Annotated in this window: 25 protein-coding genes and 1 rRNA gene; 1 reads left to right on the top strand and 25 read right to left on the bottom strand. The window is 37.5% G+C overall.

All coding sequences use genetic code 11. From position 1 onward, the window contains the following. Nucleotides 1-121: 121 nt before the first annotated feature. From ABS917_RS16720 to metG, 14 genes are all read right to left on the bottom strand, one after another. On the bottom strand, nucleotides 122-775 hold the full coding sequence (locus ABS917_RS16720; protein WP_350480067.1) for a 50S ribosomal protein L25/general stress protein Ctc: 654 nt from the start codon (nucleotides 773-775) through the stop codon (nucleotides 122-124). 165 nt (nucleotides 776-940) lie between these two features. Then, nucleotides 941-1,900 (bottom strand): ribose-phosphate diphosphokinase, encoded by a 960-nt coding sequence (locus ABS917_RS16715; RefSeq protein WP_079523132.1) that lies wholly within the window; start codon nucleotides 1,898-1,900, stop codon nucleotides 941-943. A 26-nt stretch (nucleotides 1,901-1,926) separates the two neighbouring features. Further along, the gene (glmU, locus tag ABS917_RS16710; protein WP_350480066.1) at nucleotides 1,927-3,297 is read right to left on the bottom strand and encodes a bifunctional UDP-N-acetylglucosamine diphosphorylase/glucosamine-1-phosphate N-acetyltransferase GlmU; all 1,371 of its coding nucleotides are present in this window, start codon (nucleotides 3,295-3,297) and stop codon (nucleotides 1,927-1,929) included. Nucleotides 3,298-3,581: 284 nt separating this feature from the next. Continuing rightward, nucleotides 3,582-3,881: a septation regulator SpoVG gene (spoVG, locus tag ABS917_RS16705; RefSeq protein WP_350480065.1), complete on the bottom strand. Its 300-nt coding sequence runs from the start codon at nucleotides 3,879-3,881 to the stop codon at nucleotides 3,582-3,584. 320 nt (nucleotides 3,882-4,201) lie between these two features. Then, nucleotides 4,202-4,576 carry a RidA family protein gene (locus ABS917_RS16700; protein ID WP_350480064.1) on the bottom strand — a complete coding sequence of 125 codons (375 nt, stop codon included), beginning with the start codon at nucleotides 4,574-4,576 and terminating at the stop codon, nucleotides 4,202-4,204. Between the two features lies 1 nt (nucleotide 4,577). Next, complete coding sequence (gene purR, locus ABS917_RS16695; RefSeq protein ID WP_079523135.1) at nucleotides 4,578-5,405, bottom strand: pur operon repressor; 828 nt, start codon at nucleotides 5,403-5,405, stop codon at nucleotides 4,578-4,580. 71 nt (nucleotides 5,406-5,476) lie between these two features. Beyond that, entirely contained in the window at nucleotides 5,477-6,343 is an 867-nt protein-coding gene (ispE, locus tag ABS917_RS16690; RefSeq protein WP_350480063.1) for a 4-(cytidine 5'-diphospho)-2-C-methyl-D-erythritol kinase, read from the bottom strand. A gap of 255 nt (nucleotides 6,344-6,598) precedes the next feature. Beyond that, nucleotides 6,599-6,787: a small, acid-soluble spore protein, alpha/beta type gene (locus tag ABS917_RS16685; protein ID WP_008408295.1), complete on the bottom strand. Its 189-nt coding sequence runs from the start codon at nucleotides 6,785-6,787 to the stop codon at nucleotides 6,599-6,601. A 107-nt stretch (nucleotides 6,788-6,894) separates the two neighbouring features. Continuing rightward, a complete protein-coding gene (veg, locus tag ABS917_RS16680; protein WP_008408296.1) occupies nucleotides 6,895-7,152 on the bottom strand; it encodes a biofilm formation stimulator Veg in 258 nt (85 codons plus the stop codon). A 139-nt stretch (nucleotides 7,153-7,291) separates the two neighbouring features. Continuing rightward, the gene (gene rsmA, locus ABS917_RS16675; RefSeq protein ID WP_350480062.1) at nucleotides 7,292-8,179 is read right to left on the bottom strand and encodes a 16S rRNA (adenine(1518)-N(6)/adenine(1519)-N(6))-dimethyltransferase RsmA; all 888 of its coding nucleotides are present in this window, start codon (nucleotides 8,177-8,179) and stop codon (nucleotides 7,292-7,294) included. After that, nucleotides 8,172-8,735: a ribonuclease M5 gene (gene rnmV / locus ABS917_RS16670; RefSeq protein ID WP_350480061.1), complete on the bottom strand. Its 564-nt coding sequence runs from the start codon at nucleotides 8,733-8,735 to the stop codon at nucleotides 8,172-8,174. Before rnmV ends, rsmA begins: the two co-directional genes overlap by 8 nt. A 445-nt stretch (nucleotides 8,736-9,180) precedes the next feature. After that, entirely contained in the window at nucleotides 9,181-10,380 is a 1,200-nt protein-coding gene (locus ABS917_RS16665; RefSeq protein WP_350480060.1) for a ubiquitin-like domain-containing protein, read from the bottom strand. 213 nt (nucleotides 10,381-10,593) lie between these two features. Continuing rightward, the gene (locus tag ABS917_RS16660) at nucleotides 10,594-11,367 is read right to left on the bottom strand and encodes a TatD family hydrolase (RefSeq protein WP_350480059.1); all 774 of its coding nucleotides are present in this window, start codon (nucleotides 11,365-11,367) and stop codon (nucleotides 10,594-10,596) included. 249 nt (nucleotides 11,368-11,616) lie between these two features. Further along, nucleotides 11,617-13,578 carry a methionine--tRNA ligase gene (gene metG, locus ABS917_RS16655; RefSeq protein WP_350480058.1) on the bottom strand — a complete coding sequence of 654 codons (1,962 nt, stop codon included), beginning with the start codon at nucleotides 13,576-13,578 and terminating at the stop codon, nucleotides 11,617-11,619. Between the two features lie 345 nt (nucleotides 13,579-13,923). On the opposite strand from metG, the gene ABS917_RS16650 reads away from it, so the two are divergent. Then, nucleotides 13,924-14,202, top strand: a complete 279-nt coding sequence (locus tag ABS917_RS16650; protein ID WP_350480057.1) for a transition state genes transcriptional regulator AbrB — start codon at nucleotides 13,924-13,926, stop codon at nucleotides 14,200-14,202. 115 nt (nucleotides 14,203-14,317) lie between these two features. Here the strand turns inward: ABS917_RS16650 and rsmI are convergent, their stop codons facing one another. The 11 genes from rsmI to rrf all read right to left on the bottom strand — a co-directional run. Then, nucleotides 14,318-15,190 (bottom strand): 16S rRNA (cytidine(1402)-2'-O)-methyltransferase, encoded by an 873-nt coding sequence (rsmI, locus tag ABS917_RS16645; protein WP_350480056.1) that lies wholly within the window; start codon nucleotides 15,188-15,190, stop codon nucleotides 14,318-14,320. Beyond that, complete coding sequence (locus ABS917_RS16640; protein ID WP_008408307.1) at nucleotides 15,171-15,449, bottom strand: GIY-YIG nuclease family protein; 279 nt, start codon at nucleotides 15,447-15,449, stop codon at nucleotides 15,171-15,173. The genes rsmI and ABS917_RS16640 overlap by 20 nt, the downstream gene beginning before the upstream one ends. Next, nucleotides 15,433-16,182: a tRNA1(Val) (adenine(37)-N6)-methyltransferase gene (locus ABS917_RS16635; protein ID WP_079523145.1), complete on the bottom strand. Its 750-nt coding sequence runs from the start codon at nucleotides 16,180-16,182 to the stop codon at nucleotides 15,433-15,435. The genes ABS917_RS16640 and ABS917_RS16635 overlap by 17 nt, the downstream gene beginning before the upstream one ends. An 88-nt stretch (nucleotides 16,183-16,270) precedes the next feature. Further along, on the bottom strand, nucleotides 16,271-16,630 hold the full coding sequence (yabA, locus tag ABS917_RS16630) for a DNA replication initiation control protein YabA (RefSeq protein WP_079523146.1): 360 nt from the start codon (nucleotides 16,628-16,630) through the stop codon (nucleotides 16,271-16,273). Nucleotides 16,631-16,654: 24 nt separating this feature from the next. Continuing rightward, nucleotides 16,655-17,470 (bottom strand): PSP1 domain-containing protein, encoded by an 816-nt coding sequence (locus ABS917_RS16625; protein WP_008408311.1) that lies wholly within the window; start codon nucleotides 17,468-17,470, stop codon nucleotides 16,655-16,657. Beyond that, on the bottom strand, nucleotides 17,463-18,485 hold the full coding sequence (holB, locus tag ABS917_RS16620; RefSeq protein WP_483316069.1) for a DNA polymerase III subunit delta': 1,023 nt from the start codon (nucleotides 18,483-18,485) through the stop codon (nucleotides 17,463-17,465). The genes ABS917_RS16625 and holB overlap by 8 nt, the downstream gene beginning before the upstream one ends. Nucleotides 18,486-18,589: 104 nt before the next feature. Further along, entirely contained in the window at nucleotides 18,590-19,030 is a 441-nt protein-coding gene (locus ABS917_RS16615; RefSeq protein WP_350480054.1) for a YaaR family protein, read from the bottom strand. A 134-nt stretch (nucleotides 19,031-19,164) separates the two neighbouring features. Next, complete coding sequence (locus ABS917_RS16610; RefSeq protein ID WP_079523149.1) at nucleotides 19,165-19,494, bottom strand: cyclic-di-AMP receptor; 330 nt, start codon at nucleotides 19,492-19,494, stop codon at nucleotides 19,165-19,167. Nucleotides 19,495-19,563: 69 nt separating this feature from the next. Then, nucleotides 19,564-20,193, bottom strand: a complete 630-nt coding sequence (gene tmk / locus ABS917_RS16605) for a dTMP kinase (protein WP_350480053.1) — start codon at nucleotides 20,191-20,193, stop codon at nucleotides 19,564-19,566. Between the two features lie 19 nt (nucleotides 20,194-20,212). Further along, nucleotides 20,213-21,634 carry an aminotransferase class I/II-fold pyridoxal phosphate-dependent enzyme gene (locus ABS917_RS16600; RefSeq protein ID WP_350480052.1) on the bottom strand — a complete coding sequence of 474 codons (1,422 nt, stop codon included), beginning with the start codon at nucleotides 21,632-21,634 and terminating at the stop codon, nucleotides 20,213-20,215. Nucleotides 21,635-21,950: 316 nt separating this feature from the next. Continuing rightward, nucleotides 21,951-22,024: ribosomal RNA gene (rrf, locus tag ABS917_RS18935) — 5S ribosomal RNA — on the bottom strand; the annotation flags it as partial.

Raw genomic sequence — 22,024 nt, 5'->3', positions numbered from 1 at the left:
CTCTGATTTTTCTTAATATTTACTCATCTCCATATTATTATACTTATTTTCTTTCGGATGTCGAAGTATTTTTTCAACATTAAAAAACCGCTCTATATAATAGAGCGGCCTGTCCAATTGCTTAATCTTCTCTGCCTGGTTTTTCAGGCGATAATTTTTCTCCCGTTGCATCAAGATCATCGGCTGTTACATTATCTGCATTTGCATCAACATCTTCAACTGGTGCTGCTGGCGGTGTTACCGTTGCTAATGTATAGTCATCATTATCTACAATCGTAAACTCTGTAAATTGATCACGGACATTACCCACAGATAACGATTCACCAACTGCTAATTCGGATACATCGATTTCAATTGTGTCTGGAATTTCGCTTGGCTTCACTTTAATTTTCAATGTATGGTTAGGTTGAGTAATTACTCCACCTTCTTTTACACCAACTGAAGTTCCGATAAATGCGATTGGAACATCCACTTCAAGTTCTTCTTTCATATTGATAGCAAGGAAGTCAACGTGCTTCACATGTCCTTTTAGTGCATCACGTTGGATATCAGTAAGTACTGCATTTACTCTTTTCCCGCCTACTTCAATTTTAAACACGCTAGTTGAACCATATGTTTGAACTGCTTTAGCAGTGTCTCTATAATCCAACGTAATTGGTGTTGTTTCAGTTTCATAGCCGTACAGCACACCTGCCAGTTGGCCTTCATTTCTAAGTTGGGTTAATATCGAACGTTTCCCAGTTTCTCGCTTCGTTGCTTGTAATACTGTAGTCATATTCCATCATCCCCCTTAAATAATTATACAAAGGTACATTTACCCTAACTTTGTCCACACTAAACATATTAAATAGTCAGATTTTTTTAAAATATTTGTATATAGAAATGCCGGGAAATAAAAAACAGCTTAGGAAATAAAATTCCTAAGCTGTTTCGATACTAATTAGTCGAATAATGTACTAACAGATTTATTTTCGTAAATACGAGAGATTGCATCTGCCATTAATTTCGCAACTGATAATTGCTGAATTTTTGGAGAAAGTTTTTCTTCAGATAATTGAATTGTGTTTGTTACAACTAATTCTTTAATCGGAGAATTTTCAATACGCTCAATTGCTGGACCTGATAATACAGGGTGTGAACAACATGCGTAAACTTCTTTAGCACCGCTCTTAATTAATGCCTCTGCACCAATCGTAATCGTACCTGCCGTATCGATAATATCATCGATTAAAATACATACCTTACCATCTACATTACCAACAATGTTCATTACTTCTGCCACGTTTGGTTTTGGACGACGCTTATCAATGATTGCAATCGGAGCTTTCAAGCGCTCTGCTAATTTACGCGCACGTGTTACACCACCATGGTCTGGAGAAACAATAACTAATTCCTCTTCATTAAATCCTTTTGTCCCGAAATGTTCAGCAAGTAGTGGTACAGCCACTAAATGGTCGATTAAAATATCAAAGAAACCTTGAATCTGAGGTGCGTGTAGATCCAATACGATTACACGAGTTGCACCGGCTGTTTCAAGTAAGTTTGCTACTAATTTAGCAGTGATTGGTTCACGCGCTTTTGCTTTACGGTCTTGACGTGCGTAGCCATAGTAAGGCATAACAACGTTTACTGTACGAGCAGATGCACGTTTAACAGCATCAATCATAATTAAAAGTTCCATTAAATGCTCATTAACAGGTGCAGAAGTAGATTGAACGATAAATACATCCATTCCTCGAATACTTTCTTCAATGCTAATTTGGACTTCTCCATCACTGAAGTGTTTAACAGATGATTTCCCTAGTTCTAGACCCATTTCATCGGCAATCTCTTTGGCAAGTGGATTGTTAGAATTTAATGAGAAGATTTTTAATTTTGAGTCAGCGTATTGATACGGCATGATGGCCTCCTGTATTTTAGATAATTTTATTTTGAATTTAATTTACTCATATAGCCTAATTTATTTTCCTGACGAGCACGTGCAATCGCCAATGCATCTTCCGGAACTTCTTTAGTAATTGTCGATCCTGCAGCAATGAAAGAACCTTTTTTCAATGTTACCGGAGCAACTAAGTTCGAATTACATCCAATGAATACATCGTCTTCAATAGTTGTTTTGTATTTGTTTTTACCGTCATAATTAACAGTAATTGAACCGCAGCCAATATTTACGTTACTGCCGACTTCTGCATCGCCAATATAGCTTAAATGAGACACTTTCGTATCATCACCTAACGTACTCTTCTTCACTTCAACGAAATTACCAATTTTCACATGGTTTCCTAATGAAGATTCAGGACGTAAATGTGCAAACGGACCAACTGCTGTTTCATTACCAACTTGGCTGTTTAGCACGACTGAACTATGAATCGTTGTTGCATTACCAATTTGACTGTCCACAATATGACTATTAGGACCAATTTTACAATCTTCGCCAATAACCGTTTTTCCTTCAATGATTACTCCAGGTAAAAGAACCGTATCACTTCCGATTACTGCGTCTGCACTAATATGTGTGGAAATCGGATTAATAATCGTTACACCATTGCGCATATGACGTTCGTTAATACGTGCACGCATAAGCTCCTCTGCTTGAGACAGAGCAAAGCGGTCATTTACACCAAGCGTTTCATCAAAGTTTTCTGTTACATAAGCTGCAACTGTTTCACCTTGCTTTTGTAAAATTTCAATAACATCCGGTAAATAGAATTCACCTTGTGCATTTTCATTTTTAACGAGCTTAAGTGCTTCAAACAATGCTTCATTATCGAAGCAGTATGTTCCTGTATTAATTTCTTTCACAAGCTGCTGTTCAGATGTAGCATCTTTTTGTTCAACAATTTGCGACACTTGTCCTTGTTCGTTACGTAAAATACGACCATATCCAGTCGGATCATCTGTAACCGCTGTCAAAATAGTTGCTTTTGCATTTTGTGATGCGTGTTGATCAAGCAGTGCCTGCATTGTTTCAGGGCGAATTAAAGGAGTATCACCACATACTACAAGTGTAGTTCCGCTAAGTCCGCTTAAAATCGGCTCAGCTTGCTGAACTGCATGTGCTGTACCTAGTTGTTCTTCTTGTAAAACATATTCACTCTTATTTCCAAGTGTTTCTTTTACCAGCTCTGCACCATGTCCTACAACAGTTACGACACGCTCAACATTTAATGAGCTGATATGGTCGATTACATGTTCCACCATTGGCTTTCCGCATACTGGGTGAAGCACTTTATATAATTTGGACTTCATTCGTGTACCTTGACCAGCCGCTAGCACGACCGCAAAAATATTCGTCATATTACAAGTCCTCCAATTTAGCTCATTTTCTCTTATGACTATAAAGCAATTTCATAATCTTTTCAAGGTATTCAGACTTGACAAATGTTTGTATTTAAAATATCTATAATAGTTTGACACATTTTCTTTTGTGTACTAATTCAGCAAAATTTTACGTTAAAAAGTAAATAATCAGTATATTTCCGTCCTTATTGTTGTTTTTCCTTTTCTGTTATAGAACATTTCTGCATATAAAATAATTCACAAAAAAAAGAGCCCCCTCATATGAGTGACCCTAATTAATATTAAACATTCACTTCTACAAGCTCTAAATTTTCCTCTGTATTTTCCTCAGCAGATGCATGGAAAGCTTCCAAAACGATTTCTTGAATTTTATTACGCGTATTCGAATTAATCGGATGTGCAATATCGCGGAATTCGCCATCTGGTGTTCTTTTGCTAGGCATAGCTACAAATAAACCAGTATTTCCATCAATTACACGAATATCATGAATGACAAATTCATCATCTAGCGTAATTGAGGCAATTGCACGCATACGTCCTTCTGTTTGAACACGTCGTAGTCTTACGTCAGTTACTTCCATTATTTATACCCCCTGTAGTTTGATGTGTAATTTTTAGTATTCGGGATGAAAGATTATATTCCTTCTATTATCCAGTAAATTTCTAAAAATACATCATTTATCAATAGAATACAATATAATGTAATTTTTTTCTATCTACAATTTTTATAATTATTAAAATAAACTAAATATTCTACTTATTTACGAGAATTTTCTTAATAACTGCTGTAAATAGAGTCAAAATATTTTTTTAGTAAAAAAAATCCACGTCTTTTCTAAAATTAGAAAGCCGTGGATTCAAGCTATAAACAATATTATTCAAAATTAGGACTAAGAAATTATTATTTTACTAATGCAATGACTTCAATTTCAACTTTCACATCTTTTGGTAAACGAGCAACTTCTACTGCCGAACGAGCTGGCTTGTGCTCACCGAAATGACTTGCATACACTTCATTCATTATAGCGAAATCATTCATATCTTTCATAAATACTGTTGTTTTAACTACTTGGTTTAAAGAAGAACCGGCTGCTGCTAAAACAGCTTTTAAGTTTTCGAAAACTTGGTTTGTCTGTATTTCGATATCGCCTTCTACAAGTTCCCCTGAAGCTGTCAATGGTATTTGGCCTGAAGAATAAAACATGTTATTTACTACAATACCTTGTGCATATGGACCGATTGCTGCTGGTGCATTTGTTGTTGAAACTGTTTTCATTTTAATTTCTCTCCTTTTGAAAAAAATTACCTTCACTTAATGCAATTGTGCGATCTTTCTCATTTACTTCCTGTAGTTTTACTAAAGAATAGTAATCATCTACTAATGTAACATCAGCATGCTGTGCTTCTACTAATACAGCGATACCTGCCAACTCACATTCGAATTCTTCCAGTAAGTTCTTCATACCATTCATCGTGCCACCGACTTTCATAAAGTCGTCGGTTATTAATACACGCTGGCCACTTTTCATACTACGTTTTGATAAAACCATCGTTTGAATACGACGAGAAGATCCTGATACATAATTAATACTCACCGTTGAACCTTCAGTCACTTTGCTGTCACGACGTACAACAACAACCGGGACATTTAAATGTCTTGCAATCGCATGTGCAATTGATATCCCCTTTGTCGCTACGGTCATAATGACATCAATTTGACGATCTGCAAACACGCTCGCAAATACTTTACCTACGCGATTCATTAATTCCGGATTTCCTAAAAGATCCGTCATAAATAAATAGCCACCTGGTAATAGTCGATCGGATTGACTAAGTTCTCCCATAAATTCCCCAATTATATCACGAACTTCTTGTTCCGCCATTTTAGGGATATATTTAACACCGCCTGCTGCACCAGGTACGGTAATTAAAAGCCCAATTCCTTTTTCCTCGAATGTTTCCTTTACAATTGTTAAATCTTCACTAATCGAAGACTTTGCAGAACTGTAAAGCTCAGAAAAATAAGTTAGCGGGATCAACTGATGTGGATGCTCGAGTAGGTAATAAGTCATATCTACAAGGCGTTCACTGCGCTTCCATTTCATGCGACCCTCTCCTAAACATTAATTATTTAAATACGAATATTTAATAGTCAAATTACCATAATTATACGTATTTATGCAAGTGGATTTCGTTCCCCTAACATACGTACTACATAAACTTCCTCACAAAAACCACGTAATCCATTATAAATGCGGCTGACGCGTGCTTCATTCTCCACTAGACCAAATACTGTCGGACCACTGCCGCTCATTAGAACTGCGTCCGCACCAAAGCGCTGCATTTGTTCTTTAATTGTTATAACTTCCGGATGAAGCTTAAATGTTACAGTTTCCAAAACATTTCCAAGTGAATTGCACATTAGCTCATAATCTTCCGTTTCAATCGCCTTAATCATTTCTTTCGTGTTTGGATGCTGTAGACCTTCAATATTCAGCCCACCATATACATCCGCTGTCGATACGCCTATTTTCGGCTTGGCCAAAACGACCCAGCAAGTTGGAGGCGGGGATAGTTCTTTAATCTTTTCCCCGCGCCCTGTTGCCAAAGCTGTACCGCCATAAACGCAGAATGATACGTCAGAACCAATTTTCGCTCCATGTTCCGCAAGCTCGTCCAACGTTAAATTTAGATCCCAAAGTTCATTTAAACCGCGCAATGTAGCCGCTGCATCGCTGCTTCCACCCGCTAGACCCGCAGCTATAGGAATTTGCTTCTCAATTGAAATGGTTACGCCTTCTTTAATACCGTATGTATTTTTTAAAAGCTCTGCTGCCTGGTAAGCAAAATTCCGCTGATCATCCGGAACAAAATTATCTGTCGAAACAATTTTAATCTGGCCGTCTGCTCGTGATTCCAGTCCAATTCGATCGGCCAAATCGACCGTTGTCATAATCATTTCCACTTCATGATAATGATCCGGACGTTTATAAAGCACATCGAGTGTTAAGTTAATTTTTGCGGGTGCTTTTACGTATAACATTGAAAATTCCTCCTACTGTATAAGGCACGCATAATATGTAATACGCGATTAAAATTCTATTGCCCCTATTTTACCATACGGAAGCCTTGTATTATGCACGAAAACATTCACTTTTCTTCGCAAATTATTCGTAAATAAGTGCATGCCGGACAATTCAGTAGTAAGATATTCCAATGATTAAGTAAATCGCTTTCCTGCAATCAAAATAACACCACCGTAAGCGAGAACCTACGATGGTGCCATCTTTGTGTCAACTTATTTTTGGTTATTCTGCGATTGTTTAGCTAAGTTTTCCTGAGCCATTTCAACCGCACGTCTTACCATGTTTCCTGCATCACGGGCTTTAATACCGCCCCAACCCTCACGTTGAACTACGTCGTAAAATCCAAGTTCCTTTGCAATCTCTTCCTTTAGACGACTCGACATGATTTTTTGTCTTGCCATGCAAAAAACCTCCTTTTCGTTGACGCTTTTAGCATGTGCAAAAAAGAAAAAAACACTCACTTTAAATGAGCGCTTTTTTAAAAATATTAAAATAAGTACTAGAAAAACTATTTGATGGTAGCTACAGCATCATCTAAAAAAGTAATCTCTACTGCTTCGGTAAGTATATCTGTGTAACTGTAAGATACGCGCTTGCACGCATTATCTTCCTGCTTTAGTTCAATAACGAACACTGCATGGTAAGTGTCACTTAAGACGCCTTCGCATTCAATTGTTTTCTTGCGACCACCATTTGCTTTTAATTGCAAACGTTTACCCAAATGACTATCCAATGATTTTTTAATGTCTGCTAACGTTTTTGGCATTTTCGCATACACCTCACTAAAAAATAGTATACCATGATGTAATTAAAATGTCAATAAAATATAATATTTTATCACCGTGATTCAAAGTCGTCAACTTTTTTCTTAAGATTTCTTAAATTTTTTTAATGTGAAATTCACTTTATTGTCGTACACAAAAGTTAGGATATAAGCAGTCCGCTAATTTCCCAAATTCTTGAATTGACAATGTTTCACCACGACGTGATGGTTCAATTCCGGCTTCTTCTAATGCTTGAAGGATAAGCTCTTTATTTTGCTTACCATTAACAAGTCCGTTTTGTAAATTATTTAAAATTGTTTTACGACGTTGTGCAAACGAAGCACGGGATACTTCAAATAAGAAGTCCTCGTCAATTACTTTCACCGGAGGATTATCATATTTAATTAAGCGGATGACTGCCGAATCTACATTTGGCTGTGGCATAAATACCGTTTTCGGCACAACCATAGCGATTTCTGCTGTTACGTAATACTGAATTGCAATTGATAAAGATCCATATGCCTTCGTGCCCGGTTTTGCGGTAATACGGTCCGCTACTTCCTTCTGCATCATCACGACAAAGCCGCGAATCGGTAAACGATCATTTAAAAGCTTCATTAAAATCGGTGTTGTTACATAATAAGGTAAATTGGCCACGACCATAATATCTTCAATACCTGGCATTTCTGTTTCAATTACTTGTGCAACATCCGCTTTTAAAATATCCGAATGGACAATCTTCACATTTTCATAAGGACTTAATGTATCCTCCAAAACAGGTAAAAGGCGTTGATCGATTTCAAACGATACGACTTTTTTTGCTTCACGGGCCAAATGTTCTGTCAATGCACCTATCCCAGGTCCAACTTCAATCGCTCCACTATTTTCTGTTAAATTAGCGTGACTGACGATATTACGTAATATATTCGGGTCGATTAAAAAGTTTTGCCCTAAGCTCTTTTTAAATGAGAATCCGTATTTTTCTAAGATTTCTTTTGTACGTACCGGTGTGGCAATGTCTTTATACATGCATATCCTCCTGATCTAATTGCGAAATTGCTTCTGCAAACTGCTCGATTGTTATTTGAAACATCATCAATCGTTTATGAAGCTGTTTACCATTTGTCATTCCTATATTTAAAATTTCCCCTAACTGGTCCCGACGCTTTTTTGATTGCGGGTGTCCTATCAGTTTGGCTGTCATTAAATCTTCCAGTGTAATAGTTTCTTCAATTTGGGAATCCGCCAATGTATAGACATTGCTTAATGCTTCACGGATATCCTCATCATTTGCGTGTTCAATCCCTAAACCTTTGCCGTTTTTGGCAATTGTTTTCGCCTTTGCTAAAAACGCATGCTTCACACCTGGTATCCGCTCTTCTATAATCGCGCGAATACGGCGGCCTGGGTAATCAGGGTCCGTAAATACAATGACGCCTCTCTTTTTCTGGGCATGTCCAATACGGCGCAGTACTTCATCTGAGATTGCAGAACCGTTTGTTTCTATAGTATCTGCTCCTGTCGCACGCTTAATCGCTGTTGTATCATCTTTTCCTTCAACAACAATAATCTCTTGTATATCCAAGAAACGTTCCTCATTTCTAACTTAGTCTTTCGCTATTTTACCATAGATTGCACTTTGTTACCGCTGTGCTAACTTCAATGAAAAAAGCTCCCTCGCCATCAGTCAAAAAGCGAGAAAGCCGGTATACATTTTGGAATGTTGATTTAATATCATACAACTGAATAATCAATTACGTCTCGGTATAATTGTCTCCAGTTTTTTTAGGCATGTAAATGTGAGTCAGTCCGCCGTTGTTGCAACATATGACGTTTGAAGGCTGACACTTCATTGTCCCTATAGAAAGTCTGTTGCATCAGCCCAGGAGTTCCTCTTCATTCAGCAACGTTTAAAATCCCAGTTGAAACGAACAAAACAAGCATGCACCACCCACCTGAAAAGGTGAGTGTTTTCTGTACTTGCCGCTTCTCTTTCAATATCAGAAGGATTTGCTGAATGGAGATAAAATTTAATTCAGTACCTTAATACGTACTTTTTTACGTCCCCAGCTTTTGGCTTTGGACGTTGTCGGTACTAAAACATCAATTTTTTTACCTTTTATTGCACCGCCTGTATCAGCAGCTACAGCATTTCCGTAGCCTTCAACCCATACTTTTGTTCCTAATGGAATAACTTTAGGGTCTACTGCAATGACCTTCATATCCGGATTTGCGCGCAGGTTAAGACCTGCTGCCGAAATACCCGAGCAGCCTGCACAATTTGGTGTATATGCTGTTGCAGTTACATAAAACTCTTTCCCTGAACTTGGTTCACTAGATCGGGAAACATTTGCAGTGACAACTTTTGTCCCTACAGATACAACTTTTGTTTTTGGTTTTTTAATTACTTTTTCAGAAGCAAGCTTTTTCGTAACGACTTTACCATTCTCTTTAACGATAGAGTATGTACGCTCTACCTTACCTTTTTTACCTTCTGAAACAACCTTTTCCTTGCCCTTTAATAAAGAAGAATCATTTTTCTTTTCAACTGCGAAATCTACTGATTCTTCCACTACATCGGTAACCTTTTCTACGCGAACAACTGCGATTTTATCATTTGGAGCGATAACTTCCTCCAAACCTTTCTCGACACGATCCGATTCACCTAATTGAACCTCTTGTTGTTTTAAAAAGTTAGCGACCGTAGTCGAAGTGGACCATACTTGTCTCTCTTTTTTGCCATCGACAAGCGTTAACTGAAACGCTTTTTGAATATCGATTTTGTTATCGGCTCCTACTTCTGTATCTAAGCTTTGTGATATAAGATCATGCTCTGTTACTTCAATATTTGCTTCTTCCAAAATGTTCTTCACTACATTTTCAGTTGTCCAAACTTTAGACTGATTTCCATCAACTGAAATTATTACTTCTTTTGCCTGTTCCCATTCTATTGACATTCCACTATCAATACTGGTACTCAGTGAGGGTGATACTTTATCATATTTTGTATAATCTATATTTTGAGCTGTAAGTAGCTCATCAACCGTAGTTGCGTGTGTATAAATTTTTGTGGTCTCTCCGTCTGCTGTTAACATAACGGGAGTTTTAGTTCCGTGGTATAGAACAAATGCAATTACAGATACAAACAGGACTACAGAAAGAATTCGGACCCCTGTTTGCTTACTCCTCAATGATCCTAAGAACTGGCTTTTCATGGATTGATTTGACATGAAAATAACGCCTCCTTAATACAAAGTTGGATTATACGTACTAGTTTTCTTACTGTCAATAAAAAAGAATTTATCAAAAATTGGGCATCTTGCTTGAACTCGTACTGCAACTAGTATTGGAGGCGACTTATCTTCATGTACTTTTTGCACTTTGAAAATCAATCCTAACGTAAAAATCCTTAATTAATTTCTACCGTTATTTTAATATTTTTATCATTGAATTTTAAAAAAGCGCTTTGCATTTTCCGTTGTTTTATTAGCAACTTCTTCCACAGGTAATTGTTTCAGACGGGCAATCTCCTCTGCCACCAATGTAACGAATGCCGGCTCATTTCGTTTTCCTCGAAATGGATGTGGGGCTAAATACGGCGCATCAGTTTCAATGAGCAAGTGCTCCAGCGGAATTTCTGCCGCGACTTCTTTTGGCTGACGTGCATTTTTAAATGTTACAGGCCCTCCAAGACTAATCATGAAGTTCATGTTTATGCATTCGCGAGCTGTTTCAACACTACCACCGAAACAATGCATAATCCCGCCAACAGCTGCTGCGTCTTCCTCTTGTAGAATCCGCACAACATCCCCTGCTGCATCACGATTATGAATAATAATTGGTAATTCGAGTTTTTTTGCCAACTGGATCTGCTTACGGAACCAATACTGTTGAACATCTTTCGGAGATTTATCCCAGTAATAATCCAGCCCTGTCTCACCGATTCCGACAACTTTAGGGTGCTTTGCCAGTTGTTCGATCCAGTTTAAATACTCATCTGTACAATCAACTGCATCTACCGGGTGCCAACCAATTACTGCATAAATAAAATCGTAATCCTCTACTAGTTGCATCGCACGTTCAATTGTTTTTTTGTCAAAGCCGATTACAACCATCTTTTCTACATTAGCTTCAATAGCGCGGTCAATTACTTCCTGTAAATCTTCATCATACTGATCTGCGTTTAAATGGACATGTGTATCTATGAATGTGCTCATATTCATTTCTCCTATCGTGTATTGTACTTATAGATCATATTTCTTAGTTTTCAGTATTATTACATATAGGTTACAAAATACATATTTATTATTGTATAAGTGTTAAATATCGGGAGATGAAGTGTAAAAAAACCACACATCATCCTTTTTCAACCATATATAAATTATATTGAAATAGTTTATCTTTACACTATTTGTCAAATAATGAAAAAGTCTGTTGAACATTTCTGTTCCAACAGACTCTTGACATTACTTCACTTGTGCACCATTTGCTAATTTCGGGTCAACAGTAGCCAACGTTAAAACTCCATCATGTGAGCCTGCTAAAATCATCCCTTGAGATAATTCGCCGCGTAATGTAACAGGTTTTAAATTGGCAACGACAATTACCTTTTTACCGATAAGTTCTTCCGGTTTATAATGCTCGGCAATACCTGAAACAACTTGACGTTGTTCATAACCTAAATCAACCTTCAGCTTTAATAATTTCTTGGCTTTTGCTACTGGTTCACATGCCAATACTGTTGCAACACGTAAATCTACTTTCATGAAATCATCAATTGTAATTTCTTCCGTATCCGGTGCTTCAACTGTTGTCGTTTCCTCTTCCTGTACTGTTTTTACAGAGCTTTGCATTTGTTCACGAATGTAAGCTACTTCCACTTCTGTATCAAGACGCGGGAAGATCGGTGTTCCTTTTTCAGCAACTTTTATGTTTTTTGGTATAACATTACCGAATGTTTCAATTGTGTCCCATTGTAATGATTTTTCATCAAGACCTAACTGTTCAATAATTTGTTTTGGCGCATTTGTCATGAAAGGCTGAATCATAACTGCAATATGACGTAAGCTCTCTGCCAAATTATTCATAACAGCAGCAAGTTTGTTTTTGTCGGCTTCCTCTTTTGCCAATACCCAAGGAGATGTTTCATCGATATATTTATTCGTACGTGAAACTAATGACCATAATTCAGAAAGAACGACACTAAACTGCATTTTTTCCATACTTTCTTCATATCTAACACGTACATTCTCAGCATGTTCTTTTAATGCTGCATCAAATTGTGTCGCTTCCAAATTTTCAGTAGGAATTACCCCATCGAAATACTTATTCATCATGGAGACTGTTCTGTTTAAAAGGTTTCCTAAATCGTTTGCCAAATCGAAGTTTGTACGCTCGACGAATGATTCAGGTGAAAATACACCATCTTGACCAAATGGCAGCTCACGTAAAAGGAAATAACGTGTTGCATCCAAACCATATCGCTCGATTAACATTTCAGGATACACAACATTACCTTTAGATTTCGACATTTTTCCATCTTTCATCATAATGAAACCATGTGCAAAAATTTTCTTTGGTAATGGTAAATCCAATGCCATTAAGAAAATCGGCCAATAAATTGTATGGAAGCGAACAATATCTTTCCCTACTACATGGACATCCGCCGGCCAATATTTATTGAATAGCTCTTCATTGTCAGAACCGTATCCTAAAGAAGTAATATAGTTCGATAATGCATCTACCCATACGTAAATGACATGTTTCGGATTGCCTGGTACTTTAATCCCCCAGTCAAATGATGTACGGGAAACAGACAAATCTTCCAGCCCTGGTTTAATAAAGTTATTGATCATTTCATTTTTGCGAGATTCCGGCTCGATAAACTCTAAATTATTTTCATAATAAGCAAGTAGGCGATCTGCGTATTTCTTCATATTAAAGAAGTATGACTCTTCTTTAACCTTTTGCACATCACGTCCACAATCCGGGCACTTTCCATCGACTAATTGCGTCTCGGTATAATAAGACTCACAAGGTACACAATATAGTCCTTCATATTCGCCTTTGTAAATGTCACCATTGTCTAAAAATTTCTGGAAAATTTTCTCTACAGAATCTGTATGACGCGTTTCAGTTGTTTGAATAAAGTCATTATAGGAAATATCCATAGTATTCCATAATTTTTTGGCACCTTCTGCAATTTCATTTACATAATCTTGCGGATGCATATTGGCTTCTTGTGCTTTTTCCTGAATTTTTTGTCCGTGTTCATCCATGCCTGTTAAAAAGCGCACATCAAAGCCTTTTAAACGCTTATACCGCGCTATTGCATCAGATGCAACCGTCGTATATGCAGTACCGATATGGAATTTTCCACTCGGGTAATAAATAGGGGTTGTTATATAGAATGTTTGTTGTTCACTCACGAAAGTGCCTCCATTTGTTTGTTAAAGTATAATCCTTATTCTAACGAAGTACGAAAATTGTTTCAATGAAAGTTTATTGGATTTCAGTTTTGTCGAAAAATCGATAACTAAATGTTGGTAATTGGTTAAATCTTTCCGACTATTCTAAATATTAAATGATAAGTTTTTTTTATAATTTCCTTAAAAAGTACAAATATGACAAAAAAGTTTCTTAAATGAAGAAAATATGAATACTAATTTATTGACGTTTATGGTATTAATTGTTATGATTTTAACTAGATCAGGATGAATGTCGAATTTTGACGAATTTAAATAACTTTTTATTATATAGGAGGAAGTATTAATATGAAATCAACAGGTATCGTACGTAAAGTAGACGAATTAGGACGTGTAGTAATTCCAATCGAATTACGCCGTACATTAGGTATTGCTGAAAAAGACGCTTTAGAAATCTATGTGGATGACGACAAAATCATCTTGAAAAAATACATGCCTAACATGACATGTGCAGTAACTGGTGAAGTTTCTGATGAAAACATGCGTTTAGTAGGCGGTAAACTAATCTTGTCTTCTGAAGGTGCAGAAGCGTTAATGAAAGAAATTCAAGATAACCTAAAAAAATAATATCACTTATTTAAACAACTGAAGCGGTTACGCGTTCACTAGTTTATGTAAAGTAAAGTATTATTTTACCAAATGTAAAAAGCGTTGAAAAGTATGTTGACTTTTCAACGCTTTTTTATTGGTGATACGCCTGGTAAACATCACGTTTTGGTATGTTTCGTAATTTGGCTACTTCTTTAATGGCTTCTTTTGAAGATAATTGAGTTTCTTCTATTATATAAGTAACATGCTCATCCAATGACATTGTTGTCCAGTAAGCTTCTTCTTCTTCATCGATTTCACCGGAAGTATTTCCTTCCAGCACGATACAAAATTCACCGCGAATTTCATTTTCACTTGCCCAAATGATCGCTTCTTCTATTGTGCCTCGCAAAAACTCTTCGAATTTCTTTGTTAATTCCCGTGCCAGTGTAATTTTGCGGTCACCTAATACAAGCTGTAAGTCTTTCAATGTTTCCTTCAAACGATGTGGTGCTTCATAAAAGATCAGTGTCTCTTCTCGCTTCGACAATTTTTCCAGCTGTTCTCTGCGTTCCTTTTTATTTCGTTTTAAAAAGCCGAAGAAATAAAACGGCTGGGGAGAAAGACCGGATGCAATTAAAGCAGTTAAAGCGGCATTGGCTCCAGGGATTGGTACGACAGCAAATCCTTCAGCAATTGCTTTTACGACAATATCTGCACCAGGATCCGAAATACAAGGTAAACCTGCATCACTTACCAGTGCAATGGATTTTCCTTCTTGCAAATAGCCAAGCAGTTTCTCGCCGCCTACTTCAATATTATGCTCATGATAACTAATAAGCGGTGTTTGAATATCGAAATAATTACATAGCTTTTTCGTATTGCGCGTATCTTCTGCAGCAATAATATCGACTTCTTTTAAAATGCGCAGTGCACGCATCGTCATATCTTCTAAATTGCCAATTGGTGTTGCTACTAAGTATAGACAGCTCCCTTGTTCATGCTGGCTACTTTTTTGTGAGTTCATCTGTAGCACTCCTTATATACTTTATTTTTTGGGGACGCTTTAGTTGTTTAAATGCATATTCGGCGGACATTGCCTGCTGTTTTGTTTCAAATGTTTCAAAATAAATACACGTTACCGGTCCGCGTGCACGTGTATATTTTGCCCCTTTACCTGCATTATGTGTTGCTATTCGCTTCTCTAAATTATTCGTATAGCCTGCATATAGTGTAGCATCACTACACTCTACCACATAAAAGTAATGTTTAGTTTCCTTCTCCATATAAAAGTGCCCTCACTTCTGGCGTATACTCATTATTATCTTCATATACGTATAATGGTGGCAATACTTTTAAATCCGGCTTGCCGTCTTTAATTGCTTCAATTAGTAATGTATTTGCTTCTTTCCCCCGTTTTGGATAAACAAACTGAATGCGCTTTGGCTCCAGTCGATTTGCTCGCATTGCACTAACAATATCCAAAAGCCTACCTGGTCTGTGTACAAATGCCGCCTTTCCGCCTTGTTTTAATAGACGGCTTGTTGCTTCGATTGCCTCATCAAGCGTTAAATACAGCTCATGCCTAGCAATTGCATAATGCTCGCTCGTATTTTTTTCGCTCAACTCATGTGCCAAAAAATAAGGAGGATTACATGTCACAACATCATATTTTTCGATACCAAGTGTTCCAGGAGCATCTTTCACATCTCCAAGCTGCATGTCGATCTGTTGTGCCAAGTTATTGTATGCGATACTGCGTGTGGCCATATCATGCAACCGCGGCTGTAATTCTACACCTGTAATTTTTGCATTTGTCCGCGCACTCAAAAAGAGTGGGATTACCCCATTGCCTGAACATAAATCAATAATATGTCCTTTATTTTTCGGGACTTGTACAAACCGCGCCAGTAATACTGCATCCAATGAGAACGAAAAGACGGATGGGCTTTGAATAATTCGTAAATCTTCCGCCAGTAAATAATCTAATCGTTCATCATCCTTCAACCATTGTTCCACTATTAAATCCTCCACTTAACTGCTATTTTAATCAGTCTTTTCTAAACAAAAGACTGATATCTACTTTAGCAGATTCAGCCTTTTGTTTTTAACCATTTTGTTTATTTAAAAATGATAGACAGAACAAACAATCTTCACCTTTACGTGAGCTTCCAAAATGCACATGACATACATGGAAACCTTCATTATAAAGCCTTGCTAAATTATCGTACCCTTCGCCAATATCTACTGGTTCTTTTTTCAGCTCTTCTACTCGTTTACTTGCAGTTGCTTCATTCGCTAAAAGTTCTTCTAAGCGCGTACGTAGGTGAAGGTTTTCTGTTTGAAGCGTCTGATGCTCCTCCATCATATGCGCAACAAATTGCTTAAGTGCGCTAAATTGCTGTTGCATTGATTCAAGCTGTTGTTCGAACTCCATAACAGTATCCAAAAAATTACGGTCCTTCACTCAAGCCACCCCATTAATTTCTATCTATATCAGATTTTTCTCATATTGCATAAGCTCTTCAAGCGTATATTCAACCATACGCTCCTGCTTCGTCAAATATACTTGAATGAGTCGCTCTAATACATTTAATCCGACGACTTTGCCTTCGCCTTCTGGTGTCATTGATAAATCACCGATGTCTGGCATACCTTCTTTTGCAATTTCATAATCATCATTTTCGTATTTTAGACAACACATTAAACGTCCGCATAACCCGGAGATTTTTGTCGGATTCAGCGATAAATTCTGGTCCTTTGCCATTTTAATCGACACAGGCTCAAAGTCACCTAAAAATGTTGAACAGCAAAGCATTCTTCCACATGGACCAATTCCGCCAAGCAATTTCGCTTCATCGCGAACACCAATTTGACGTAGCTCGATTCGCGTACGGAATACACTAGCTAAATCCTTTACTAATTCCCGGAAATCTACACGCCCTTCTGCTGTAAAATAAAAAATAATTTTATTGCGATCAAATGTATATTCAACGTCAACGAGCTTCATATCCAATGAATGCTCAACAATTTTCGTATTCGCTAATTCAAATGCACGTTTTGACTCAATAGTATTTTCTTCTACCTGGAAACGATCACGTTCATCGGCTGGTCGAACTACTTGTTTTAATGGTAAAACAACATCATTCTCCCCGACTTGTCGCATTGGTACAACGACTTTGCCATATTCAATTCCCCGAGCAGTTTCAACAATTACATATTCGCCAACTTCCAAAATATAAGCGGCTGGATCAAAATAATATATTTTACCCGCTTTTTTAAAGCGAACTCCGACTACATTATACAAATGTATACCCCTCCTGAAGATTCAGCATAAGCTGTTCCATCAATAACGTACGATTCATATTACGATTTAAATTTGTGCGGGCCTGCAAAATAGACTGCATTTGGCGTGACAGCTTTTCATATGTCAATACGAGTGCCATATCATTAAATCGTTGATACATATCGGGATACGTGCACTTTGCTTGCTGGTTCGCTTTAATCGCTACAATATCACGGTACGCAAACAGCAGCAAATCCAGTGCTAGCTCCATATCTTCTTTTTCTTTGAAGAGTGGAAGCCATTCTTCATGAATATATAATAGTGCTTCATGAACATTTTGATGAACAATCTCTAATAATTTTAACACTGTTTTTCGTGCAAGTACAAATTGCTCATCGTTTGCAAGTGCAATAGCTGTTTGAAGATCATTTGTCACCATGCTTGTTGTCGATGCCATTGAATTTGTAATTCCCCGTTCTACCAGCTGATCCATCAGCGTAGTACGAGGCGCTTTAGCAAATTTAATATGCTGACAACGAGAACGAATCGTCGGAATGATAGATTGGATTTGCTCAGTTAATAAAATGGCCACAACCTGTCCGTCCGGTTCTTCTAAAAACTTTAAAAGCATATTAGCAGAAGCAATATTTAATTTATCCGCATGATGAAGCACATAAATTTTCTTGCCTTCCTCTACACCTGTCATCTTCATTTCAGCAACTAAATCTCTTATTTGATTAATTTTAATAAATTGTCCATCAGGCTCTACTTGCCAAATATTCGGATGATTTCCCGAATCAACTCGTCTGCAATTTCGACATGTTTCACATGGAACATTTTCTGACAAATTTCCGCAAAGAAGAAGTTTCATAAAAAAAGAGACGACATCTCGTTTACCCGTACCTTTTTCACCTTCAAATATATAGGCATGTGCTAAACGATTTTTATCTACAATTGTTTGTAGTTGCTTCATCACTACAGGTTGCAGCTTCGTAAGCTCTTCAATAGTTCGTGTCAATTCCCTCACCTTTTTCATTTCCTGCTTCTATTTATTTGAATGCCCTATGTACAATTCAAACAATATATATTCTACTTGGAAAAATGCCCGTGTCTAGTGCACAACAAAGACACGGGCATTTTTTACATATACAGATTTATTAAAAGTCCCTTAATCTCGCCAATTTTCGCTAATAGCTCAATAGACTCTTTTTCTTCATTTAAAATATCTTCTGCCAATTCGACAAGACGCTCATCAATTGTTTCAACAATTTTTAAGCGGCGACCTTCTCCAAAACGGTTCCATGTATGTGATTGCTTCGTCTCAAGCCCATAATCTACTGCTTCCTGTAAAAAACGTTTCACAAGCATTTTAAAGCGTGCTAATTCACGTAAATTCCGTGATCGTGCTACTCGGTCTCCCGCTGTAGATATATCACCCATTAACCTCGTGAGCTGCTCTGACTGCATTTTCGACTCTTGCTTTATAATCATGTCACCAAAGCGATTTCCGTTTTGATTTGCCGGTCGCAAATCATTGCGATTCGCATTCAAATTTGTGCGGAGATCTTGATTAATCTTCATTTACCATTCGCCTCCAAAAATAACGCCCCACTATACTTACTACCGAACTCGGCTTTATACGCGCAATAATGATGGCTGCACGAATTTACCAATACCGATTGGGACATTAACTCCTTTCAGTTTGTTGAAAGAAATTAAAAATGATGGAATTGTTCGATTGGTAATACAAATACAATCGCTCCTCCAACTTCAACTTCAACAGGGTACGGGATGTAAGAATCTGCGTTCCCCCCCATTGGAGATACAGGAGCAACCATTTGCTCACGTGATCGACAGTTTTCACGAATAATATCTAATAACTTTGGAATTAAAGAATCATCCGTACCTATTAAAAATGTCGTATTCCCCGATCGTAAAAACCCACCTGTACTCGCTAATTTTGTCGCACGATAGTTGTTTTTTGTTAATGCATTCGATAAGCGGTTGCTATCTTGATCTTGCACTACTGCTACTACTAACTTCATCCGTACTCACCCCTTCATTGAATTGGTTCCTCTATTATATCATAAACAAAAGGTACACTTCATTTACTTTTACCCTAATAACTGATTTAAAATCCCCCATACTTCTTCTATCACCATTTCGATAGGCTGGTCGGCATTCACCATTTTAAAGCGCTCCGGGTATCGTCTCATTGCTTCTTCGTACCCTTCATATACTTTTTTGTGAAATGCCAATCCTTCAGAATCTAGTCGGTTAATTTCATCACTGCGTGTCGCATGAATACGCGCTAATCCTTTTTCAGGTGCAATATTAAAGAAAATCGTTACATCCGGAAGTCGCTTTCCTATCGCAAATTCATTAATAGAAAGTACATCATCGACTCCGATTTCCCGTGCATAGCCCTGATATGCCAATGACGAGTCAATAAAACGATCGCATAATACGTGCTTTCCTTCTTCCAATGCAGGCGCAATTTTTTTATAGAAATGCTGTGCCCGTGCTGCAGCATATAATAATGCCTCTGTACGCTCATGCATTTCTGTATGTGCCGGATCTAAAATAACTGCCCGGATTTTCTCGGCGATTTCAATACCGCCTGGCTCACGTGTTAGTAATGCTTCAATACTTTTTTCTTTTAAACGCTCACCAATTGCTTTTAATACACTCGTTTTTCCGGCACCTTCCCCGCCTTCAAACGTAATAAATAAATTCCTTTGCATTTTTATATTCTCCCTGCATCTATATTATGACTTGTATTAATTTATCCTGTAATCGGTGATCTCCCTGGAACATTGCCCCGATACCAAGAAGCTCCTCTAACTGACTAATTTGGGCTCCCGTAATTTTTTCACCTTGTACGAGTAATGGAATTCCAGGAGGATACGGAATAATTGTTGTAGCTGCAATTCGTCCAATAGCTCGGATGTAGGGAACCCATTCTTTCTCTGCCTTCTCTATTTCCTCAAAGCTATACTCGGGTTGTGTAATTGTTATTGTTTCGAAGCTTTCAATTTCATTTGTATTTTCAATGCTCGGGAAGTTTTTTAAATGTGTATATACCTCTTTCATACGGTTACATAAATCCGTAATTGAATAAGAGTCTTCCTGCTTTAATAACGGTAAAATTAAGAGCACTTGTTTTGCATCTGCCAACTCTACATATACATGCAATTTTTCCAATGCTTCTTTTAATTGAAATCCTGTATAACCCGGAGCACGGACTAATAGTTTTAATGAATCATTCACTTCAACAACCTGTAAATCCGTAACCATTGTCAAAGACTCAATAAATTGCTGGCGTTTCTCCATAAGATACGCATAATCAGCTTCCGTATAATTCGCCACATAATTTCTTGCATCGTCAAGGGATGCTAATAATACATACGATGGACTACTCGATTGTAACATACGTAAATAGCGGTTTACTTTCTGCTCGCTTACTAACGATGATTTCATATGTAAAAAGGAAGCCATTGTCATAGCGGGTAATGTTTTATGTGCAGACTGGACAACAATATCTGCACCTAGCTCCAATGCTGAAGCGGGCAGATCCTCCGAAACGGTTAAATGTGCCCCATGTGCCTCATCAACTAGAACAGGAATCTTATATGCGTGGCACAATTTAATTTGTTCCGCCAAATCTTTTGCTGTCACCCCGTAATAAGTCGGATACGTAAAAATAGCAGCTTTCGCATGGGGATAGCACGCTACCGCTTGCTCTAATGTCTCCAGATCGATACAACCCGCTGTCTGACTTTTTATATCCCACTTTGGCGAAACATATACAGGATTCACTCCTACAAGTTCCAATGCATGAAAAATAGATTTATGTGCATTTCTTTGAACAAGTACTGTATCTCCTTTTTCACATGTTGCATAGATCATTGCCAAGTTTCCAACTGTTGAGCCATTCACTAAAAAGAAACTCCGACTTGCCCCATATGTAGATGCGAGGAGCTGCTCTGCCTGGTGAATAGCCTCTTCTGGATGATGGAAGTCATCCAGCCCTGTCAGTTCGGTTACATCATATTTTAATGCCTGTTTAATTTCATTCGGCAAATTCGACAGCAACCCGTTTTTATGCCCAGGCACATGAAAAGAATGCGGGTCATCCGCAACAAACTTTTTTAATGCTTGAACGATTGGTCGATCATTGTTCACCACGTTCACCTCATTTTCTTTGTCCTTCTATTATAAGGCTCCTCCATCTTTCAGACCACCATTGATACTATTAGTTAACGTTGTTTTGTTAGCTAATAATAAACCCATTATTGATTACTTAAAGTTGTTAAATGAATTACTACTTTCATCACTATCACTAATAAATGTATCAGCCGTTGTAACGACTCCTTCGCTACAAACTCAATTATTTCCCTTGACCAAAGTATAATTGTAACTGTCAGCATTGAAATAATAAGTAATAATAGTTTTTAAACAAAACAAAAAACCCACTGATTTCTCAGTGGGTTTTACATGTGCGAAGCGACGTCCTACTCTCACAGGGGGAAGCCCCCAACTACCATCGGCGCTAAAGAGCTTAACTTCCGTGTT

The organism is Solibacillus sp., from assembly GCF_040273735.1.
GTDB lineage: Bacteria > Bacillota > Bacilli > Bacillales_A > Planococcaceae > Solibacillus.
Note: the sequence above shows the minus strand (reverse complement) of the source record. Positions and strands in the feature narration are given on the sequence as shown.

Bases quoted from the DNA above. Each gene is read 5' to 3' on its own strand.
- ABS917_RS16720 (WP_350480067.1), bottom strand. From the start codon at position 775: ATGACTACAGTATTACAAGCAACGAAGCGAGAAACTGGGAAACGTTCG.
- ABS917_RS16715 (WP_079523132.1), bottom strand. From the start codon at position 1,900: ATGCCGTATCAATACGCTGACTCAAAATTAAAAATCTTCTCATTAAAT.
- glmU (WP_350480066.1), bottom strand. From the start codon at position 3,297: ATGACGAATATTTTTGCGGTCGTGCTAGCGGCTGGTCAAGGTACACGA.
- spoVG (WP_350480065.1), bottom strand. From the start codon at position 3,881: ATGGAAGTAACTGACGTAAGACTACGACGTGTTCAAACAGAAGGACGT.
- ABS917_RS16700 (WP_350480064.1), bottom strand. From the start codon at position 4,576: ATGAAAACAGTTTCAACAACAAATGCACCAGCAGCAATCGGTCCATAT.
- purR (WP_079523135.1), bottom strand. From the start codon at position 5,405: ATGAAATGGAAGCGCAGTGAACGCCTTGTAGATATGACTTATTACCTA.
- ispE (WP_350480063.1), bottom strand. From the start codon at position 6,343: ATGTTATACGTAAAAGCACCCGCAAAAATTAACTTAACACTCGATGTG.
- ABS917_RS16685 (WP_008408295.1), bottom strand. From the start codon at position 6,787: ATGGCAAGACAAAAAATCATGTCGAGTCGTCTAAAGGAAGAGATTGCA.
- veg (WP_008408296.1), bottom strand. From the start codon at position 7,152: ATGCCAAAAACGTTAGCAGACATTAAAAAATCATTGGATAGTCATTTG.
- rsmA (WP_350480062.1), bottom strand. From the start codon at position 8,179: ATGTATAAAGACATTGCCACACCGGTACGTACAAAAGAAATCTTAGAA.
- ABS917_RS16665 (WP_350480060.1), bottom strand. From the start codon at position 10,380: ATGTCAAATCAATCCATGAAAAGCCAGTTCTTAGGATCATTGAGGAGT.
- ABS917_RS16660 (WP_350480059.1), bottom strand. From the start codon at position 11,367: ATGAGCACATTCATAGATACACATGTCCATTTAAACGCAGATCAGTAT.
- ABS917_RS16650 (WP_350480057.1), top strand. From the start codon at position 13,924: ATGAAATCAACAGGTATCGTACGTAAAGTAGACGAATTAGGACGTGTA.
- rsmI (WP_350480056.1), bottom strand. From the start codon at position 15,190: ATGAACTCACAAAAAAGTAGCCAGCATGAACAAGGGAGCTGTCTATAC.
- ABS917_RS16640 (WP_008408307.1), bottom strand. From the start codon at position 15,449: ATGGAGAAGGAAACTAAACATTACTTTTATGTGGTAGAGTGTAGTGAT.
- holB (WP_483316069.1), bottom strand. From the start codon at position 18,485: ATGAAAAAGGTGAGGGAATTGACACGAACTATTGAAGAGCTTACGAAG.
- ABS917_RS16615 (WP_350480054.1), bottom strand. From the start codon at position 19,030: ATGAAGATTAATCAAGATCTCCGCACAAATTTGAATGCGAATCGCAAT.
- ABS917_RS16610 (WP_079523149.1), bottom strand. From the start codon at position 19,494: ATGAAGTTAGTAGTAGCAGTAGTGCAAGATCAAGATAGCAACCGCTTA.
- tmk (WP_350480053.1), bottom strand. From the start codon at position 20,193: ATGCAAAGGAATTTATTTATTACGTTTGAAGGCGGGGAAGGTGCCGGA.